The sequence below is a fragment of the Halomicrobium mukohataei DSM 12286 genome (assembly GCF_000023965.1).
In the GTDB taxonomy this organism is placed as follows: Archaea; Halobacteriota; Halobacteria; order Halobacteriales; family Haloarculaceae; genus Halomicrobium; species Halomicrobium mukohataei.
On the sequence record NC_013202.1, the window covers coordinates 1,007,782 to 1,023,773 of the forward strand.

17 protein-coding genes are annotated in these 15,992 nt (G+C 66.9%); 10 read left to right on the forward strand and 7 right to left on the reverse strand.

Annotation, left to right across the window (positions count from 1 at the left end):
• The first annotated feature begins 94 nt into the window (after positions 1 to 94).
• Positions 95 to 916, forward strand: coding sequence for a bacteriorhodopsin (locus HMUK_RS05045; RefSeq protein ID WP_015762030.1), 822 nt, complete (start codon positions 95 to 97; stop codon positions 914 to 916).
• A gap of 87 nt (positions 917 to 1,003) precedes the next feature.
• On the opposite strand, the gene HMUK_RS17505 is transcribed toward HMUK_RS05045, so the two are convergent.
• Entirely contained in the window at positions 1,004 to 1,174 is a 171-nt protein-coding gene (locus HMUK_RS17505; RefSeq protein ID WP_015762031.1) for a hypothetical protein, read from the reverse strand.
• A gap of 85 nt (positions 1,175 to 1,259) precedes the next feature.
• Between HMUK_RS17505 and HMUK_RS05050 the strand changes: the two genes are divergently transcribed.
• Positions 1,260 to 2,738, forward strand: a complete 1,479-nt coding sequence (locus HMUK_RS05050) for a single-stranded-DNA-specific exonuclease RecJ (protein WP_015762032.1) — start codon at positions 1,260 to 1,262, stop codon at positions 2,736 to 2,738.
• A 25-nt stretch (positions 2,739 to 2,763) separates the two neighbouring features.
• Positions 2,764 to 3,003 (forward strand): hypothetical protein, encoded by a 240-nt coding sequence (locus HMUK_RS05055; RefSeq protein ID WP_049940744.1) that lies wholly within the window; start codon positions 2,764 to 2,766, stop codon positions 3,001 to 3,003.
• 11 nt (positions 3,004 to 3,014) lie between these two features.
• Here the strand turns inward: HMUK_RS05055 and HMUK_RS05060 are convergent, their stop codons facing one another.
• The 4 genes from HMUK_RS05060 to HMUK_RS05075 form a co-directional block, all read right to left on the reverse strand.
• Positions 3,015 to 3,422, reverse strand: a complete 408-nt coding sequence (locus HMUK_RS05060; protein WP_015762034.1) for a hypothetical protein — start codon at positions 3,420 to 3,422, stop codon at positions 3,015 to 3,017.
• A complete protein-coding gene (locus HMUK_RS05065) occupies positions 3,419 to 4,105 on the reverse strand; it encodes an RAD55 family ATPase (protein WP_015762035.1) in 687 nt (228 codons plus the stop codon). Before HMUK_RS05065 ends, HMUK_RS05060 begins: the two co-directional genes overlap by 4 nt.
• Before the next feature lie 124 nt (positions 4,106 to 4,229).
• Positions 4,230 to 4,478: a DUF7577 domain-containing protein gene (locus HMUK_RS05070; protein ID WP_015762036.1), complete on the reverse strand. Its 249-nt coding sequence runs from the start codon at positions 4,476 to 4,478 to the stop codon at positions 4,230 to 4,232.
• A 497-nt stretch (positions 4,479 to 4,975) separates the two neighbouring features.
• A complete protein-coding gene (locus HMUK_RS05075; protein WP_015762037.1) occupies positions 4,976 to 5,878 on the reverse strand; it encodes an acyltransferase in 903 nt (300 codons plus the stop codon).
• Between the two features lie 159 nt (positions 5,879 to 6,037).
• Here HMUK_RS05075 and HMUK_RS05080 point away from each other — a divergent pair, with 159 nt between their 5' ends.
• The 5 genes from HMUK_RS05080 (at position 6,038) to HMUK_RS05100 (ending at position 11,003) form a co-directional block, all read left to right on the forward strand.
• Entirely contained in the window at positions 6,038 to 7,048 is a 1,011-nt protein-coding gene (locus HMUK_RS05080; protein ID WP_015762038.1) for a CPBP family intramembrane glutamic endopeptidase, read from the forward strand.
• Positions 7,049 to 7,208: 160 nt separating this feature from the next.
• Positions 7,209 to 8,303 carry an aldo/keto reductase gene (locus HMUK_RS05085; protein WP_015762039.1) on the forward strand — a complete coding sequence of 365 codons (1,095 nt, stop codon included), beginning with the start codon at positions 7,209 to 7,211 and terminating at the stop codon, positions 8,301 to 8,303.
• An 87-nt stretch (positions 8,304 to 8,390) separates the two neighbouring features.
• Positions 8,391 to 9,311, forward strand: coding sequence for a ribonuclease Z (rnz, locus tag HMUK_RS05090; RefSeq protein WP_015762040.1), 921 nt, complete (start codon positions 8,391 to 8,393; stop codon positions 9,309 to 9,311).
• Positions 9,312 to 9,354: 43 nt separating this feature from the next.
• Positions 9,355 to 10,290, forward strand: coding sequence for an NAD(P)H-binding protein (locus HMUK_RS05095; protein WP_015762041.1), 936 nt, complete (start codon positions 9,355 to 9,357; stop codon positions 10,288 to 10,290).
• Positions 10,287 to 11,003, forward strand: coding sequence for a DUF7530 family protein (locus HMUK_RS05100; protein ID WP_015762042.1), 717 nt, complete (start codon positions 10,287 to 10,289; stop codon positions 11,001 to 11,003). Before HMUK_RS05095 ends, HMUK_RS05100 begins: the two co-directional genes overlap by 4 nt.
• Here HMUK_RS05100 and HMUK_RS17510 read toward each other — a convergent pair whose 3' ends face one another.
• Positions 11,004 to 11,177 (reverse strand): DUF5786 family protein, encoded by a 174-nt coding sequence (locus HMUK_RS17510; RefSeq protein WP_015762043.1) that lies wholly within the window; start codon positions 11,175 to 11,177, stop codon positions 11,004 to 11,006.
• Positions 11,178 to 11,294: 117 nt separating this feature from the next.
• On the opposite strand from HMUK_RS17510, the gene HMUK_RS05105 reads away from it, so the two are divergent.
• Complete coding sequence (locus tag HMUK_RS05105; RefSeq protein ID WP_015762044.1) at positions 11,295 to 12,290, forward strand: DUF5784 family protein; 996 nt, start codon at positions 11,295 to 11,297, stop codon at positions 12,288 to 12,290.
• 465 nt (positions 12,291 to 12,755) lie between these two features.
• Here the strand turns inward: HMUK_RS05105 and HMUK_RS05110 are convergent, their stop codons facing one another.
• Positions 12,756 to 14,483, reverse strand: coding sequence for an excinuclease ABC subunit C (locus tag HMUK_RS05110; protein WP_015762045.1), 1,728 nt, complete (start codon positions 14,481 to 14,483; stop codon positions 12,756 to 12,758).
• 81 nt (positions 14,484 to 14,564) lie between these two features.
• Here HMUK_RS05110 and HMUK_RS05115 point away from each other — a divergent pair, with 81 nt between their 5' ends.
• On the forward strand, positions 14,565 to 15,992 hold the full coding sequence (locus HMUK_RS05115) for an APC family permease (RefSeq protein WP_015762046.1): 1,428 nt from the start codon (positions 14,565 to 14,567) through the stop codon (positions 15,990 to 15,992).

The window sequence follows — 15,992 nt, forward strand, 5'->3', positions numbered from 1 at the left end:
GATCGCTCCGTTCCTCGCATCGGTAAAAATACGCGCCCGATACTGTCGGTTTGGTATCGCCTACTTAAGTCAGTCGGACGATAGAACTATACACATGTCAGCAACCACCACTCTCTTGCAGGCCACACAGTCGGAGGCGGTCACGGCGATCGAGAACGACGTACTGTTGAGTTCGTCGCTGTGGGCGAACGTCGCCCTCGCCGGGCTGGCGATCCTGTTGTTCGTGTACATGGGCCGCAACGTCGAAGCGCCGCGGGCGAAGCTCATCTGGGGGGCGACGCTGATGATACCGCTGGTGTCGATCTCCAGTTACCTCGGCTTGCTCTCGGGGCTGACGGTCGGCTTCATCGAGATGCCGGCGGGGCACGCACTGGCCGGCGAGGAGGTCATGAGCCAGTGGGGCCGATACCTCACGTGGGCGCTGTCGACGCCGATGATCCTGCTGGCGCTGGGGCTCCTGGCGGATGTCGACATCGGTGACCTGTTCGTCGTGATCGCGGCCGACATCGGCATGTGCGTGACCGGGCTGGCCGCGGCGCTGATCACGTCATCGTACGGGCTCCGGTGGGCGTTTTACCTCGTCAGCTGTGCCTTCTTCCTCGTCGTGCTGTACGCCATCCTGGTCGAGTGGCCACAGAGCGCGACGGCGGCGGGCACCGACGAGATCTTCGGAACGCTGCGGGCGCTGACGGTGGTCCTGTGGCTGGGCTACCCGATCATCTGGGCCGTCGGTATCGAAGGGCTGGCGCTGGTCCAGTCGGTCGGACTCACGTCCTGGGGGTACTCGGCGCTGGACATCGGCGCGAAGTACCTGTTCGCGTTCCTGCTGTTGCGCTGGGTCGCTGCGAACCAGGACGTCGTCGGGCAGCCGAGCCTCGACACTCACTCCGAGGGGACGGCCCCGGCCGACGACTGATCCTGTCGGCCGTACCGCTGCAAGCTATTCGCTACGGACAGGTAGCCGCTCTGAGACGGCCAGCCGCGACCGTCTCGGCCAGTCCGACTACTCGGCGAAGTAGCTGGTGAAAAAGCCCGAGAGGAACGAGGAGATGGCGACCGCCAGTGCCATATCGCCGAGTCCCCACGGTCCGTCGTCGTCGGCCAACGCGACCGTGACGCCGACGCTGACGACAAGTGAGACGATTCCGTTGACGAGGTGCTTTCCGAAACCCATACGCCCTCTTCGTCGGCCAGCGTCTCCACTCTTTCGCCGAGATGGACCGGAGATTTAAACCCGATCAGGGACCAACCTCGCGCCGATGGGACCAGTCCCCGACCTCGACGACGTTGCGACCGCGTGTGCCCAGCGGCTCTGTCGCGCGGATCGCGTACTGTTGGCGTCACACATCGACGCCGACGGCCTGACCAGTGCCGCCGTCGCCTCGCTGGCACTGGAGCGGGCCGGAATCCCCTTCGAGGTCGTGTTCAAGAAGCAACTCGACGAGACAGAGATCGCCTCGATCGCCGCCCGCGAATACGACACCGTCCTCTTTACCGACTTCGGCAGCGGGCAACTCGACGTGATCAGCGAGCACGAGCGAGCGGGCGACTTCGAGCCCGTGATCGCCGACCACCACCAGCCGGCCGTCGTCGACGGGCAGCGCCCGTCTGCCAGTGGGACGGACTCTCACCCTGCCGAGACGGAGTTTCACCTGAACCCGCTGCTCGTCGGCCTCGACGGGGCCTCGGAGCTGTCGGGTGCGGGCGCGAGCTACGTCCTCGCGCGGGCGCTGGCCGAGGTCGGCGAGACCGAGCCACCCGACGGGAACCGGGACCTGGCCGGTCTGGCCGTCGTCGGCGCTGTCGGTGACATGCAGGCCGTCGACGGCGAACTCGTCGGCGCGAACACCGGCATCGTCGAGGAGGGCGTCGCGGCCGGCGTCCTCGAAGAGGGGACCGACCTGACGCTGTACGGCAAGCAGACCCGGCCGCTGCCGAAGCTACTGGAGTACGCCACGGAGGTCCCGATCCCCGGCATCTCCAACGACGAGGCCGGCGCGATCCGGTTTCTCGAATCGCTCGGGCTCGACCTGAAGCGGTCCGGCGAGTGGCGCACGTGGGCGGACCTGACCGACGACGAACGCCAGACCGTCGCCAGCGCGCTGGTCCAGCGGGCCGTCGAGCGCGGCGTGCCCGCCGACGACATCCAGACGCTGATCGGCACGACGTACACGCTGACCGAGGAGCCGACGGGGACGGAGCTGCGCGACGCCAGCGAGTTCTCGACGCTGTTGAACGCGACCGCCCGCTACGAGCGTGCCGACGTGGGCCTTGCGGTGTGTCGCGGCGACCGCGAGGCCGCGCTCGACCGCGCCCAGACGCTGCTCTCGAACCACCGTCGGAACCTCTCGGAGGGACTGACGCTGATCCAGGAGCGGGGCGTGACCCACGAGGACAACGTCCAGTGGTTCGACGCCGGCTCGGCGATCCGCGAGACGATCGTCGGCATCGTCGCCGGCATGGCGCTGGGGACGGCCGGCGTGGACGCCGACAAGCCGATCCTCGCGTTCGCCAGCAAGGACGACGACGAGACGAAAGTCTCCTCGCGCGGGACCGGCCCGCTCGTGGGACGGGGCCTGGACCTCTCGGCGGTGATGCGCGAGGCGGCCCGTTCGGTCGGCGGCGACGGCGGCGGCCACGACATCGCGGCCGGCGCGACCGTTCCGGCGGGCGAAGAGCAGGCCTTCGTCGACGCCGCCGACGAGATCGTGGCCGACCAGCTCGGCAACAAGAGCTAACTACCTGCCTCACCGAATGCGGGTGATGGACGAACGGGACGTCTTCGACCTGCTACTCGTCGTCGGGGTGTCGCTGGCCGCGTACGTCCACGTCTACGGGCTCGCCGATCCGCTCGCGACCGCCGACGAGATCGCGGCCCTGCTGCTCGCGTTGGACGTACGGGTCTACCTCGTGCTCGGCAGCGTCACGGGCGTGTTCTTCGTCGCCTACCTCGTGGTCTATCTCCCACAGAAAGACACCAACCGTTCGGTCCGACGCTCGTAGAGGACTGGGCGTCAGCGATCGAGAAAGTCCGGTAGATCGAGCGCCTCGGTGCTGTCGACGTCCTGCCGATCGAGGAGTTCGGTCGGATCGAGCGCCGACGGGAGCCCGTCTCGACCGCCGGTCGGGCGGTCGTCGGGGTCGACGAGGATCGTCTCGCCCTCGACGAGGTCCGCCCAGACCGCGTCGCCGTCGGCGTCCGTCGACTCGGCGGCCGCACGGGCCTCCTGGCGGCCCTCTCGGTAGGCGAGTTCGACCATGCTCCGGTTGTAGTTGGTCGCCATCTCGTCGTAGATGGCCTCCAGTTCCTCGCGGTTGTACTCACCGAGTCGCTCCGCGACGCCGATGGCGTAGGCCCGCTCGGTGGCCTCGTCCTTGTCGAGGGCGTCCCACTCGTCGTACTCGGCGTGGTACAGGCTCATGATTCTACTTTCTCGCTCGGGTGGACCCGGAGTCCGGTGTCGGAGAAGCTGATCCGTCGGATGTCACAGTCGATGGCGGTGCCCCGCATCTTGATGACCTGGAGCCCGCGGGTCATGCTCCCGCTATCGAGGAAGTTGTGGAAGAAGACGACGCCGTGGGCGAGGTAGTGCTCGTCGGAGTACGACGTGGGGTCGGTCATCTCGGAGATGAGCAAGACGGTCGCGTCGGTCTGTTTCAGCGCCGAGAGAAAGCCGGTGATCTCCTCGGAGACGTCCGTCAGAAAGTGCTGGAGCAACATCGTCGAGTCGACGACGACCCGTTCGACGTTGTTCTGCTCGATGAAGGCGACGAGGCGGCTCGTCAGTCCGCCCTCGGAACCGAACTGGGTGATGGTCCGCTTGCCGCTCTCGGTGACGAGGTTGAGAAACTGGATCGCATCGGACTGCATCGCGCGGTCGAACCCGAAGTCGTAGCCGGCCATGTCCTGCATCAGCTCTTCTTTGGTCTCGTGCATCGTCACGTAGAGACAGTCCTCGCCCCGCTTGGCTCCCTGCGTGATGAACTGTGCGCTGAACGTCGTCTTGCCGCTTCCGGGCGGACCGCTGATCACGTAGAGCCGGTTCTCCAGCAACCCACCCTCCACGAGCTCGTCGAATCCCGGCACACCACTCTCGAGTCGCATACCGCTAGTCACAGCGAATCACGTAATAGGTGTTTTCGCTCCGTTTTCACGCCTGATAACTCACAGACGTGAACCGAACGAGGGCGGACCCGTCGGGCGGAGCGACGGTGACCGACCTCGTCGGTCACTGGAGACGGGCCCCACACTGCCGGCAGTAGACGAACGCGGGGTCGTTCTCGTTGTGCGTGCCACACTCGCGGCAGCGGCCGCCGCCAGTGGGATCGCCCGCGTCGACAGACGCCGGGGCGGCGGTGTCCACTCGGCTCGGCGTCGCGTCGGGTGCGGGGTCGTCACGCTGGAAGTACCGGTAGAGCAGCAACTGCACGAGCCCGAACCCGAGGACGTACGCGACGAGCCAGAACACCACGTCCATACCGTGTGATTCGGTACCGAGGAACTTGGCTGTTTCGGCAGGTTCTCATACGGACGGTTGTCGTCCTGTACCGGTGAGCGTCTACCCCGTGGCGACGCTCACCGGTGCGCAACGACAACGTTCCGTATCAGAGACGATAGTTCGGCGGGTCCCGTCGAACGGCGGTGTTCAGATAAGAGATCGAGAGTGGCGGAAGTAAAGCACCGAAAGCCCTCGGCCCGCTCGGCGGTTCTGTGGCGGATATCCTCACTCCGCTCGGATAGTGCCGCCGCAGAACCGCCGAGCGGGCCTCGCCCTTTCATCCGCCAGGTATCGGCTATTTGATCGTCTGAACCCTGGCGGATGAAAGGGCGAGTGCAGTTGCGGGAACCCGGACCCCGCAAGCACCTACTGGAGCGCAGCGTGGGTCCCGGGACCGCAACTGCACGAGGGCTTTCGGTGTCTACAAGTCCACTGACGCAGTCGCTTATCTGAACACTACCCATCGAACAGATCCCTCACCGATCGGGCGGGGACAGATCGCGACCGAACTCGTCGAACTGGGTGACGTCGTCGGGGACCGTACTGTCGAGTTTGCGCTGGTCGCGCCGGTCGACGTTGGCACCGTCGAGCGAGTCGGCGACGGACTCCCAGCCGTCCTTGATGGCGACGCTCTCCGCGGGGGTGCCGGCCGCGATGTGGTGGGCGGGTACGTCGCGACTGACCGACGACTTGGCCGCGAGAATCGAGTTCTCGCCCAGTCGGACGCCGGCCCGGACCATCGAGTCGTAGGTGACCCGAGCGTCGTCTTCGATGATCGTGTGGTAGTTGTCGACGTGGGTCTGGTCGACCGAATCGTGGTCGTGGGTGTAGACGTGTGCGTCGTCGGAGATAGAGACGCGGTCACCGATCGTCAACCGTCCGCGGTCGTCAAGGTGTACGTCGTCGTGGATCACGACGTTGTCACCGACGGTGATGTTGTGGCCGTAGGTGAACGTGATCCCCTTGAAGAACCGGCATCCGTCGCCGACTTCCTCGAAGAGGTGCTCCGCGATCATCCGTCGAAAGCGCAGCGCGAACTCGACGTTGTCCGCCATCGGCGTCGCGTCGAACTGTCGCCAGAGCCACTGGAGGTACTTCGACTCCGAAAAGGCGTCTTCGTCTTTCTCCGCGTAGTACTCGCTCTCCAGGGTCGCGTTACAGGGATCGTACCCCTGCAGACGGACCCGCTCGGCCGGCGACACGTCCTCGCCCGACTGCCATCGCTCGTAGGCCTCCCGGTCGCCGTGGAGGTCGACCAGCACGTCCTCGACGACGTCGCAGGTGTCCTCGTCGCTCGCGAGGCGCTCGTCGACCTCGGAGATGAACGCGCGCAGGCCCTCCTCGGCCAGCGGCGGCAGCGAGACGTGGCGCTTCGTCATACTGCGAGGATGGCGGTGCCCGCTGATATGGGTTTCCGTTGCGTCGCCGTTACCGCCGAGTAACCCGGCGACGTGGCCGTAACGTGGCGATCGGACCCGGAGAATGAGGGGCTCCGAGAAGGGGAGCTACTTTGCCCCCGCCGCCCGCACCGTCGGGCAATGGCGCGATCGGATCTCATCACGGAGGTACGCCGCGTGCTCGTGAACCCGCGGGAACGACGCCTGCGAGCGGGCTGGCGACTGCTCGTCGGACTGCCGGTGCTCCTGTTCGTGCTGGCGGTCGCGGGCGTCGGTCAGCGGGCGGTACAGGCCATCCCGCTCACGGTGCCAGTGCTCGCGGGTGGGGCGATCCTGGCGGGAGCGCTGTTGTCCTACGGTGCCGGGACGGGCACGCTGGTCGGGCTCTCGTGGTGGCTCGGCGGGCGGACCCTCGCGGGACTGGGACTGGGCGGCGACGGCTGGTGGCGCAACCTCGGGTTCGGACTCGCCGTCGGGGTCGCGATGACGACGGCGATCTTCCTCGTCGAGTTGGGGCTGGGGCTGATCGCTGTCGACGGCGTACTCGTCGCGAGACCGACGAACCAGCTCGGCGTCGCCCTGCCGGTAGTGGTCGCCGTTCCGGTCACGCTCCTCTTTTTCGTCGGCGTCGGCGTCTTCGAGGAGGTGCTGACGCGTGGCTACCTGCTGAACAACATTGCCGAGGGGCTGAGCGGTGTCGGACCGGTCGGCAAGCGGGGCGCGGTCGCGGTTGCGGCGGCCGTGACCAGCGCCGTCTTCGGCCTGTTGCACCTGACGAACCCCAGCACGACGCTGTTTTCCACGCTCAACATCACCGTCGTCGGCCTGTTTTTCGCCGCGACCTACGTCGTCACCGACGATCTGGGAATCCCGATCGGGATCCACATCACGTGGAACTTCTCGCTGTCTTCGCTGTACGGCTTCCCCGTCAGCGGACTCGCGATGCCGGGGACCGTCCTCTCGGTCCGCCAGACCGGTGCCGACGTGGTGACCGGCGGCACGTTCGGCCCGGAGGGCGGACTGATCCTCTATCTCGGGCTCGCAGTCGGGATCGCGCTCACCTGGTGGTGGGTCCGCCGAGTGGACGGCGCAGTGCGTTTTCGGACCGACATCGCCGACCCCGATCTGCGCGATCCGCCCCGCCCCGAGTGATACGGACGGTTGTAGCAATGTACCGGCGAGCGTCTCCCCGGTGGCGACGCTTACCGATACGCAACGACAACGTTCCCTACGAGACCGGGCAGGCAGCGCCGGTGTCCTCGCGTGTGCCGGGACCAAGAGGGCTAAGTGCGCGCATCCGTAACGTCGGGACATGAACGAGCGGGAACTCGGAACGTCAGGCGTCGAAGTTTCGGAGATCGGTTTCGGGGCCTGGGTCGTCGGCACCGACTGGTGGGGCGACCGCAGTCGCGACCAGGCCATCGAGATGGTTCACCACGCCATCGACCAGGGCGTCACCTACTTCGACACCGGCGACGTGTACGGCCACGGGGCGAGCGAGGAACTAATCGGCGAGGCCCTCGCGGAGTATCGCGAGGACGTGACGGTCTCGACGAAGGTCGGCTACGACTTCTACAACAACCCTCAGGCCGGCCACGGGGAACTCCCCAAGCGGATCGACGGCGAGTGGATCCGAGAGGCGCTTGACGACTCGCTGGAGCGGCTCGACATGGAGTACGTCGATATGCTCATGTTGCACAACGCCAACGCCGACGAGGTCGACGCGGACGTGCTGGCGACGCTCGACGAGCTCCGAGAGGAGGGCAAAGTCGAGGCGATCGGCTGGGCGCTCGGCCCCTCGATCGGCTGGCTGGCCGACGGCGACGCCGCCGTGCAAAACGAGTTCGACGCCCTCCAGACGGTCTTCAACATGTTCGAGCAGGTGCCGGGCCAGCACTTTCTCGACACCATCCGAGAGCTGGACGCCGACACCTCCGTCGTCGCCCGCGTGCCCCACTCCTCGGGGCTGCTCAACGAGCAGGTCACGCCCGACACCGAACTCGGCGAGGGCGACCACCGCTCTCACCGCCCAACCGAGTGGTACGAGACCGGCTGGGAGAAAGTCGACAGCGTTCGGTTCCTGGAGCGCGCGGACGGCGCGAGCGGTGACGAACCGCGAGGGGACCACGCCGACGGCCGGCGAACGATGGCCCAGGCTGCCCTCCAGTGGCTGCTGTACCACGACGAAGTCGCGAGCGTCACGCCGACGTTCCGGACCGCCGCCGACATCGACGAGTGGGCCGGCGCGCCGGCCACGCCGGCCCTGTCCGACGCGGAGTACGAGCGCGTCCAGGAGCTGTACGCGGACAACTTTGGCGTCGACCGCGACGACGGGATGGACCAGCTCCGGTCCTCGGTCGGCGGCGAGGACTTGGACGAGACTGGGACGGCTCCGGCAGACGACTGACCGGCGGCGCTTCTCTCCTGCGATCCGGACGCACGGAGCGCTTCGAAATTCGACACGGGTTTATCCACGCTCGCCCAGAACCAGAGCATGCGCGTGACGTTTCTCGGGACGAGCGGAGCGGTACCGACGACCGAGCGCAATCCCAGTGCGCTGTTCGTCAACAGAGACGGCGACAAGCTCCTGTTCGACTGCGGCGAGGGCACCCAGCGCCAGATGATGCGCTTTGGAACCGGGTTCGCCGTCGACCACGTCTTCGTCACGCACACCCACGGCGACCACGTGCTGGGGATCCCCGGTCTCCTCCAGACGTTCGACTTCAACGACCGCGAGGAGCCCTTGGCGATCCACGCGCCCGCCGGGACGCGAGGGACCATCGAGGACCTCGTCTCGGTCACCGGCGACACGCCCTCGTTCCCGGTCCGGATCACGCAGGTCTCGGCCGGCGACACCGTGCTCGACGGCGACGGCTACGAGGTGCGGGCGATCCGCACCCAGCACCGCTGTCAGTCGGTGGGGTACGCCGTCGTCGAGGACGACCGCAAGGGCCGGTTCGACCGCGAGAAAGCCGAGGAGGAACTCGGGATCGAGCCCGGCCCGAAGTACTCGAAGCTCCACCGCGGCGAGCCGGTCGAACACGAGGGGCGGACGATCCAGCCCGAGGCGGTCGTCGGCCCCGATCGGCCCGGCCGGACGCTGGTCTACACCGGCGACACCCGCCCCACCGACTCCGTCGTCGAAGCCAGCGAGGACGCCGATCTGCTGGTCCACGACGCCACCTTCGCCGACGACTGGGCGGAGCGAGCGCGCAAGACCGCCCACGCCACCGGTCGCGAGGCCGCCGAGGTCGCACAGGAGGCGGGGGCCAAACGCCTCGCGCTCACCCACATCTCGACGCGCTACGGCGGCAATCCGACACCGATCCTCTCCGACGCCCGCGAGGCCTTCGACGGCGAGGTCTTCGTCCCCGACGACGGCCGCCGGATCGACGTGCCCTTCCCCGACGAGTGAGGTCGGGCCCAACAGTTACGGTAGCCTGGCACACAGTAGAACCATGAACGTGCTGGTCACCGGTGCGACCGGCTTCGTCGGCGGGAACCTCGTGCCCGCGTTGCTGGAGCGGGGCCACGATGTCCGGGCGCTGGTCCGGGATCCGACGGGGTACGACGGACCCGACGACGTCGAGGTCGCCGTCGGCGACCTACTGGAACCGGACAGCTTCGACGACGCGCTCGACGGGATCGACGCCGCGTACTACCTCGTCCACTCGATGCGTGCCGGTGCGGACTTCGAGGAGCGCGACCGGACCGCGGCGCGGAACTTCGCCGAGGCCGCCAGCGAGGCGGGCGTCGACCGCGTCGTCTACCTCGGCGGGCTGGGCGAGGAGACCACGGAGCTGTCCTCGCACCTCGAATCGCGACGGGAGGTCGAACGGCTGTTGCGAGACGGCGACTACGACCTGACGACGCTGCGGGCGGCGATCATCATCGGCGACGGCTCGGCGAGCTTCGAGATGGTGCGCCAGATGGACCGCCGGCTACCGGTGATGACGACGCCACAGTGGGTCGAGACGCCCAGTCACCCCATCGCCATCGACGACGTGATCGCCTACCTCGTCGGGGTACTGGACGTGCCCGAGACCGCGGGCGAGACCTACGACATCGGCGGGCCCGAGGTGCTGTCATACGCGGAGATCCTCAAACGGACCGGCAAGGTGATGGGCACCGGCGAGCCCTACATCATCCCGATCCCCGTCCTCTCGCCGCGGCTGTCTTCGTACTGGATCGGCTTCGTCACCGACGTACCCACCAGCGTCGCACGGCCGCTGATCGAGGGGCTGAAAAATCCCGTCGTCGCCAACGACGAGCCGATCCGCGAACTGCTGCCCGTCGAGCTGACGCCGTTCGAGACCGCGGTCGAGCGGGCGCTTGGCAAGCGCGAGGCCCGCCTGGCCGTCGAGCGGCTCCCGGCGGAGGTCCGGTCCCGGTGAGTCAGGACCGGCGACCGCTCCGGTACGGAGAGACGTGGGTCTACGAGAGCATCGTCGGGGCGCTACCGGGGATCAGCCTGCCGGCGTGGGCGGCCGTCGCCATCCAGTTGCTCGTCTTCGAACTCGGCGTGCTCGTCCTGGCGGCGTACTACGACCTCTGGGCGGCCGCGGTCGCCGGCACGGCCGCGGTCGTCGTCGCCGCGATCGGCAGCGTCGAGATGCTGCGGATCGGGACGCTGGTCCGCCGGATCGACGTGCCCGGCGACTATCGCGACCTCCTCTTTAGCTCGAACGTCGAGGTCGTCCTCTCGGTGCTCGCCTACATCGCGCTGGTGACCCACCTGTTCGTCTTCGATCCCCAGCAGGGCGGGGAGACGCTGGTCGGGCGGCTGTTCGGCCCCGACCAGCCGATACTGGTCGTCTACCTGATGTTGCTGGTGCTGTGGGACGTGTGTTATCGGATCGGCACCGGCTGGTGGGCCGCGATCACGTCGCTGTGGCGGTCGGCCCGCTACCGGTTCGACCCGGAGACCGCCGCCGTGTTGCGCCGGGCGGATCTGGAGATCCTCGGGTTCGGACTGCTCCAGCTCGTGTTGGTCCCGTTCGTCCTGGAGTTTCGGGTGCTGCTCGCGGCCGTCCTGGCACACGTCGTCGCGGTGACGGTCGTGATGTCGCTGTCGGTGTTCCTGCTCGGTCGACAGACGACGGCGTAGCTACGAGGATTTGATCTGCTCGAACTGGTCGAGCAGTTCTTCGGTCGAATCGCTGGAGTCGTACTCGACTTCGCCGTGGTACGCTGTCCGGTCGTCGTCTTCGCTCAGATCGACGTCGCTGTTCTTGCGCTCGCGGCGTTCGTGTTCGTCTTCGTCATATGCGCCCATCGACATTGATTACCACACTCAATGTAATGTGGTAGTAGTTATCAATGTAACGGTCAAATGAACTGCTGCTGACAGTTATGTCCATGCAGAACCCTCAAACGGGCTGGGCGCGTACGGTGATTCGTGGCAGGCCCGATTCGATTCCGACGCTCGTCCGAACGCTGGAACGCGGGACGAGTACACGACGCCCTCTATCAGCCGCTCGACGCGAAGTTCGGCGCGACCACGGCCGATCCGTGGTACCGCCCGCCCGACGGCTACGAAGCGCGCCGCATTGCGATGGACAACGGCGACCTCGCGCTGTTTTGCTGGTCAGACGACGACGCCTACTGGCTGGGCAACACCGAGACGCCGAAGACGCTGTGGCGCACGAACAAGTGTAGCTTCGAGGAAGCGCCACACGGCGTCGCCCGCTGGGGGAAACGCGAACTACTCGCCCAGCTCGAACAGGAGGACCCGTGGTTGGCCGAATACGACCACCTGGCCTGGTTCTTCCTGCCGGTCTTCTTCTCGAAGGACGGCCGGGAATCGACGCGAGCGTTCTTCCGGGACCACGCCGGTGGGTTCCCCGACGCCGACCGCGAGGCGGCGCTGTCCTTCTACGAGGAACTGCTCTCGACGGGGCTGCTCGACGATCACCGCTACACGATGGCGAGCAAGCTCGGGACCAGCGACGGCGTCGACCTGACCAGAATGCAGGCGACGATGGGCGAGTTCAACGCCGCCAAGCTGCTCGCCGACGCGGGTCACGACTTCGAACCTGAGGTCGAACTGGGGTCGGGCCACGCGCTGGACTTCCAGGTCGACGACATCCTCGTCGAAGTGACCCGTCCCCAGCCGACGAACCGCCGCAAGATCGACTCGCCGATCCACGCGGTCAAGGCCAGCGGCGACGCCAAGACCCGCGACCAGATCGCGATCCACGGCAACGCCGCGCTGTTCGTCGACTGCTCGTCGTTCCCCGACGACGACTGGCGACGCATCCTCGGCGAGCGCCCAGACGTGGGCCACGAGCCCGCCGTCGTCTTCCGGATGCGCCCGGACGGCACGACCGAAGGCTACGTGAAGGGCACCTTACACCTGGACGTGGCCGGCGAACTCGAACTGCCGGCCCGGTAGAGAAGTGGCTCGTTACGGCCTGGAACCCGAAAAGCGTGAGCCGGAGAAGACAGATCGGCATATACACAGCTTGCAGTCTTTGGTGCTGGGAATATACCGTGACGATCGATGTTTCGATCTACGAGCCCGTGCAAAAATATTATATCGATATGATACGAACGCCCAGATTGATGTCATCTATCCTGTATAATATGTACGATCCCGACGTTCGAGCATTGTGGACTACCCTACTGGGTTCAACGTTTATATTGGCGCTATTCCTGGTAAACTTTGACCTCTCCAATCCATATTTTGTGGTTGGTATACTCGTCACTGGTCTCGTTGTCGCGTTTTCGGCTACTATCCTGATCCGGGAAGTAGGCAACTAGCTGGATCAGTGCAGAATACCCATCTTACAGAAGTTACTCTCTCCCCGGTACAACGCTGTAGAACGCCGTTCCTCGTCGTCATTCCTCTCGAAAGCGCTCAGGACAGCCGCGAGCGAATGGTCTCGGCAGTCCCCGCGCCGACGCCCTCGACGGCCAGCAGCTCCTCCGTCGAGGCCGCCCGAACGTTGTCGACGCTCCCGAAACGCCTGAGCAGTCGCTTGCGGGTCTCGGGACCGACGCCGGGGACCTCGTCCAGCGCCGTCGTGACCTCGTCGCGGACCGTCTGGTGGTACTGGACGGCAAAGCGGTGGGCCTCGTCGCGAACTCGCTGACAGAGGTGGAGCTTCGGGTCGTCGTCGTCCCAGTCGTGCGTGCCAGTGGGAGTCACGACCAGTTCCTCGTCCTTGGCGAGTGCCACGGCCGGCACGTCCCAGCCGGTATCGGCCAGCGCGTCCCGGGCCGCGCCGAGCTGGCCGTCGCCGCCGTCGATCAGGAGGAGGTCGGGGTCGGGGCGGTCGTCCCGGTCCTCGATCGCTCGTTTCGCCCGCCAGCGAACCAGCTCCCGCATGTTGGCGTAGTCGTCGTTGCGCTCCGTGAGCTTCTTGCGGCGGTAGTCGCGCTTGGCGGCGTCGCCGTCGACGAAAGCGACGTTCGACCCGACGACGGCCCGACCCTGCGCGTGGCTCACGTCGAACCCCTCGATCCGATCGGCCGAGTCGAGAGCGAGCGCGTCGGCCAGCGCGGCGGTGTCGTCGCGTGCCGGCCCGCCACGGCGGGCGTTCTTCAGCGCGAGATCGACGAGTGTCGCCTCTCGGCCCGCACCGGGGACGCGCACGTCGACGCCCTCGCCCGCGAGCCACTCGACCACGTCCTCGCCGGGGCGTTCCGAGCACAGCACCGCCTCCGGAAACTCGCGCTCGGCATAGTACTGGGTGATAAACGCCGAGAGTACCTCGCCGACGCCGTCGCCGTCGGGCGCGTCGAGCCCGTGGCGCTCGCGATCGATCAGCTGGCCGTCGGCGGCGTGCAGGCGGGCGACGGTCGCGCGTTCGCCCTCACGGACGGCCCCCAGCACGTCGACGGCCCGTTCGTCGCGGGTCGTCTGGACCGCGTCGTCGGCGTCGCCGTGGAACGCCTCGACGGCTTCGAGCTTGTCCCGGCAGTTGGCCGCGCGCTCGAACTCCTGGGCCTCCGACGCGGCGGCCATCTCCCGGCGGAGCGGATCGGCCAGCACGCCGGTCTCGCCGCCGAAGAACCGCTCGACGCTCTCCACGTCTTCGGCGTAGTCGACAGCAGAAATCTCGCCGGTACAGGGCGCGGTACAGAGCCCCATCTCGTAGTCCAGACACGGTCGGTCGCGCCCCTCGTACTTGTGGTCGGAACACCCCCGCAGCCCGTAGGTCTCGCGCAGGGCCTTGACGACGGTCTCGACCCGGCCTTTGTCGGTGAACGGGCCGTAGACGGTCGCGCCCTCCTCTGGATCGCGGGTGACCTCGATCCGGGGCACCGGGTGGTCGGTGAGCTGGACGAGCGGATACGACTTGTCGTCTTTGAGCCGGACGTTGTACGGCGGCTGGTGGCGTTTGATCAGGTTCGCCTCCAGCAAGAGCGCCTGCGTCTCCGTGTCGGTGACGCTGAACTCGATCGACTCGGCGCGCTCGACCATCTGTGCGATCCGCGCGGACCGCGGATCGGCGTAGGAGCGGACCCGGTCGCGCAGGTCGACGGCCTTGCCGACGTACAGCACGCGGTCGGCGACGAAGTGGTAGACGCCGGGCTCTCGGGGGAGAACGTCGGCGGCCTCGCGGACCCCGGTCGCGTCCATCGCGGTGTCGTTGGCACTGGGCGGCTTTGAACGTCACGCACCGGGACCAGATTTATCAGCCATCTGGGAGACAATCCACGTATGGGCCAGCCTGGTTCCGGAGACGAGGCGAGCGGTGTAAACGTCGACGGGGAGTCACCGACGGCACCACCGGAGCGAGTGACCGACGAGACGACGGTCCACGACGACGCCGAACTGGAGCGGACGATCGGTCTCGTCGGCGGACTCGCCATCGGGATCGGGACCATGATCGGCGCGGGGATCTTCGTCTTTCCCGGGCTCGCAGCCCAGAACGCCGGGCTGGCGGCCACGCTCTCTTTTGCCATCGGCGGCGTCGTCGCGTTGCTGGTGGCGCTGCCGGCCTCGGAGCTGGCCACGGCGATGCCCCGAAGCGGAGGGGGCTACTACTTCATCTCCCGGGGGCTCGGGACCGCCTACGGTTCGGTCGTCGGACTGGGGCTGTGGCTCGGGCTGGTGTTTGCCTCGGCGTTTTACCTCGTCGGTCTCGGCCACTACGCGACTGCCGTACTCGCGGAGGTCGGCGTCGCTCTGTCTGTCAGTCCGGTCGTCCCGATCGGGCTGGTGTTCGCCGTGGCACTGACCGCACTGAGCATCGGGGGAACGGAGAACACGGCCACGCTCCAGAACGCCGTGGTCGGGATCTTGCTCGTCGTGTTGACGGTGTTTCTCTCCTACGGCGTCCTCGACGCCGTCGGCGTCTTCGGCAGGCAGAGCGCGCCAGAGCAGTTCTTCTCGCAGGGCGTCTTGCCGGTGTTCTCGACGGCCGCCCTCGTGTTCACGTCGTACCTGGGCTTCGCACAGGTCGCGACCGTCGCGGGAGAGATCAAGCAACCGGGGCGGAACCTCCCGATCGCGATGGTCGGCTCGGTGCTGGTCGTCACCGTCTTCTACGTGGTGACGATCTTCGTCGCGACGAGCGCGTTCGGGGCCGACCAGTTGGGCCGATTCGGGGAGACGGCGATGGTCGAAGTCGCTCGCGACTTCCTCGGCGTTCCCGGTGCGGTCGCGATCCTCTTTGCCGGCCTGCTGGCGACGTTTTCGAGCGCGAACGCCTCGATCCTCAGCGCCTCGCGGGCTGTCTACGCACTGAGCCGGGACGCGCTGTTGCCCCGCAAGGCCAGCGAGATCAACCTCCGGTACGGAACGCCCCACGTGGCGCTGCTGTCTGCCGGCGGCCCAATCCTCGTCCTCGTCGCGACCGGACAGGTGGAGCTCCTGGCGGAAGTCGCCTCGTTCCTCCACCTCGTCATGTACGCGTTGCTGTGTGTTGCACTCCTCGTGTTGCGACGGCGAGACCCGTCCTGGTACACCCCCAGCTACACGGTCCCCGGCTACCCGGTCGTGCCGGCACTCGGTGCGGTCGCCAGCGTCGCGCTGATCGCGTTCATGCAGGTGGCGTCGATCGCGATCGGCCTCGCGATCATGGCGGTCGCGTACGGCTGGTACCGGTACTACGCCGGTGACGTATCCCTCAAAGGAGCTGTCTAA

Bases quoted from the DNA above. Each gene is read 5' to 3' on its own strand.
- HMUK_RS05045 (WP_015762030.1), top strand. From the start codon at position 95: ATGTCAGCAACCACCACTCTCTTGCAGGCCACACAGTCGGAGGCGGTC.
- HMUK_RS17505 (WP_015762031.1), bottom strand. From the start codon at position 1,174: ATGGGTTTCGGAAAGCACCTCGTCAACGGAATCGTCTCACTTGTCGTC.
- HMUK_RS05050 (WP_015762032.1), top strand. From the start codon at position 1,260: ATGGGACCAGTCCCCGACCTCGACGACGTTGCGACCGCGTGTGCCCAG.
- HMUK_RS05055 (WP_049940744.1), top strand. From the start codon at position 2,764: ATGGACGAACGGGACGTCTTCGACCTGCTACTCGTCGTCGGGGTGTCG.
- HMUK_RS05060 (WP_015762034.1), bottom strand. From the start codon at position 3,422: ATGAGCCTGTACCACGCCGAGTACGACGAGTGGGACGCCCTCGACAAG.
- HMUK_RS05065 (WP_015762035.1), bottom strand. From the start codon at position 4,105: ATGCGACTCGAGAGTGGTGTGCCGGGATTCGACGAGCTCGTGGAGGGT.
- HMUK_RS05070 (WP_015762036.1), bottom strand. From the start codon at position 4,478: ATGGACGTGGTGTTCTGGCTCGTCGCGTACGTCCTCGGGTTCGGGCTC.
- HMUK_RS05075 (WP_015762037.1), bottom strand. From the start codon at position 5,878: ATGACGAAGCGCCACGTCTCGCTGCCGCCGCTGGCCGAGGAGGGCCTG.
- HMUK_RS05080 (WP_015762038.1), top strand. From the start codon at position 6,038: ATGGCGCGATCGGATCTCATCACGGAGGTACGCCGCGTGCTCGTGAAC.
- HMUK_RS05085 (WP_015762039.1), top strand. From the start codon at position 7,209: ATGAACGAGCGGGAACTCGGAACGTCAGGCGTCGAAGTTTCGGAGATC.
- rnz (WP_015762040.1), top strand. From the start codon at position 8,391: ATGCGCGTGACGTTTCTCGGGACGAGCGGAGCGGTACCGACGACCGAG.
- HMUK_RS05095 (WP_015762041.1), top strand. From the start codon at position 9,355: ATGAACGTGCTGGTCACCGGTGCGACCGGCTTCGTCGGCGGGAACCTC.
- HMUK_RS17510 (WP_015762043.1), bottom strand. From the start codon at position 11,177: ATGTCGATGGGCGCATATGACGAAGACGAACACGAACGCCGCGAGCGC.
- HMUK_RS05110 (WP_015762045.1), bottom strand. From the start codon at position 14,483: ATGGACGCGACCGGGGTCCGCGAGGCCGCCGACGTTCTCCCCCGAGAG.
- HMUK_RS05115 (WP_015762046.1), top strand. From the start codon at position 14,565: ATGGGCCAGCCTGGTTCCGGAGACGAGGCGAGCGGTGTAAACGTCGAC.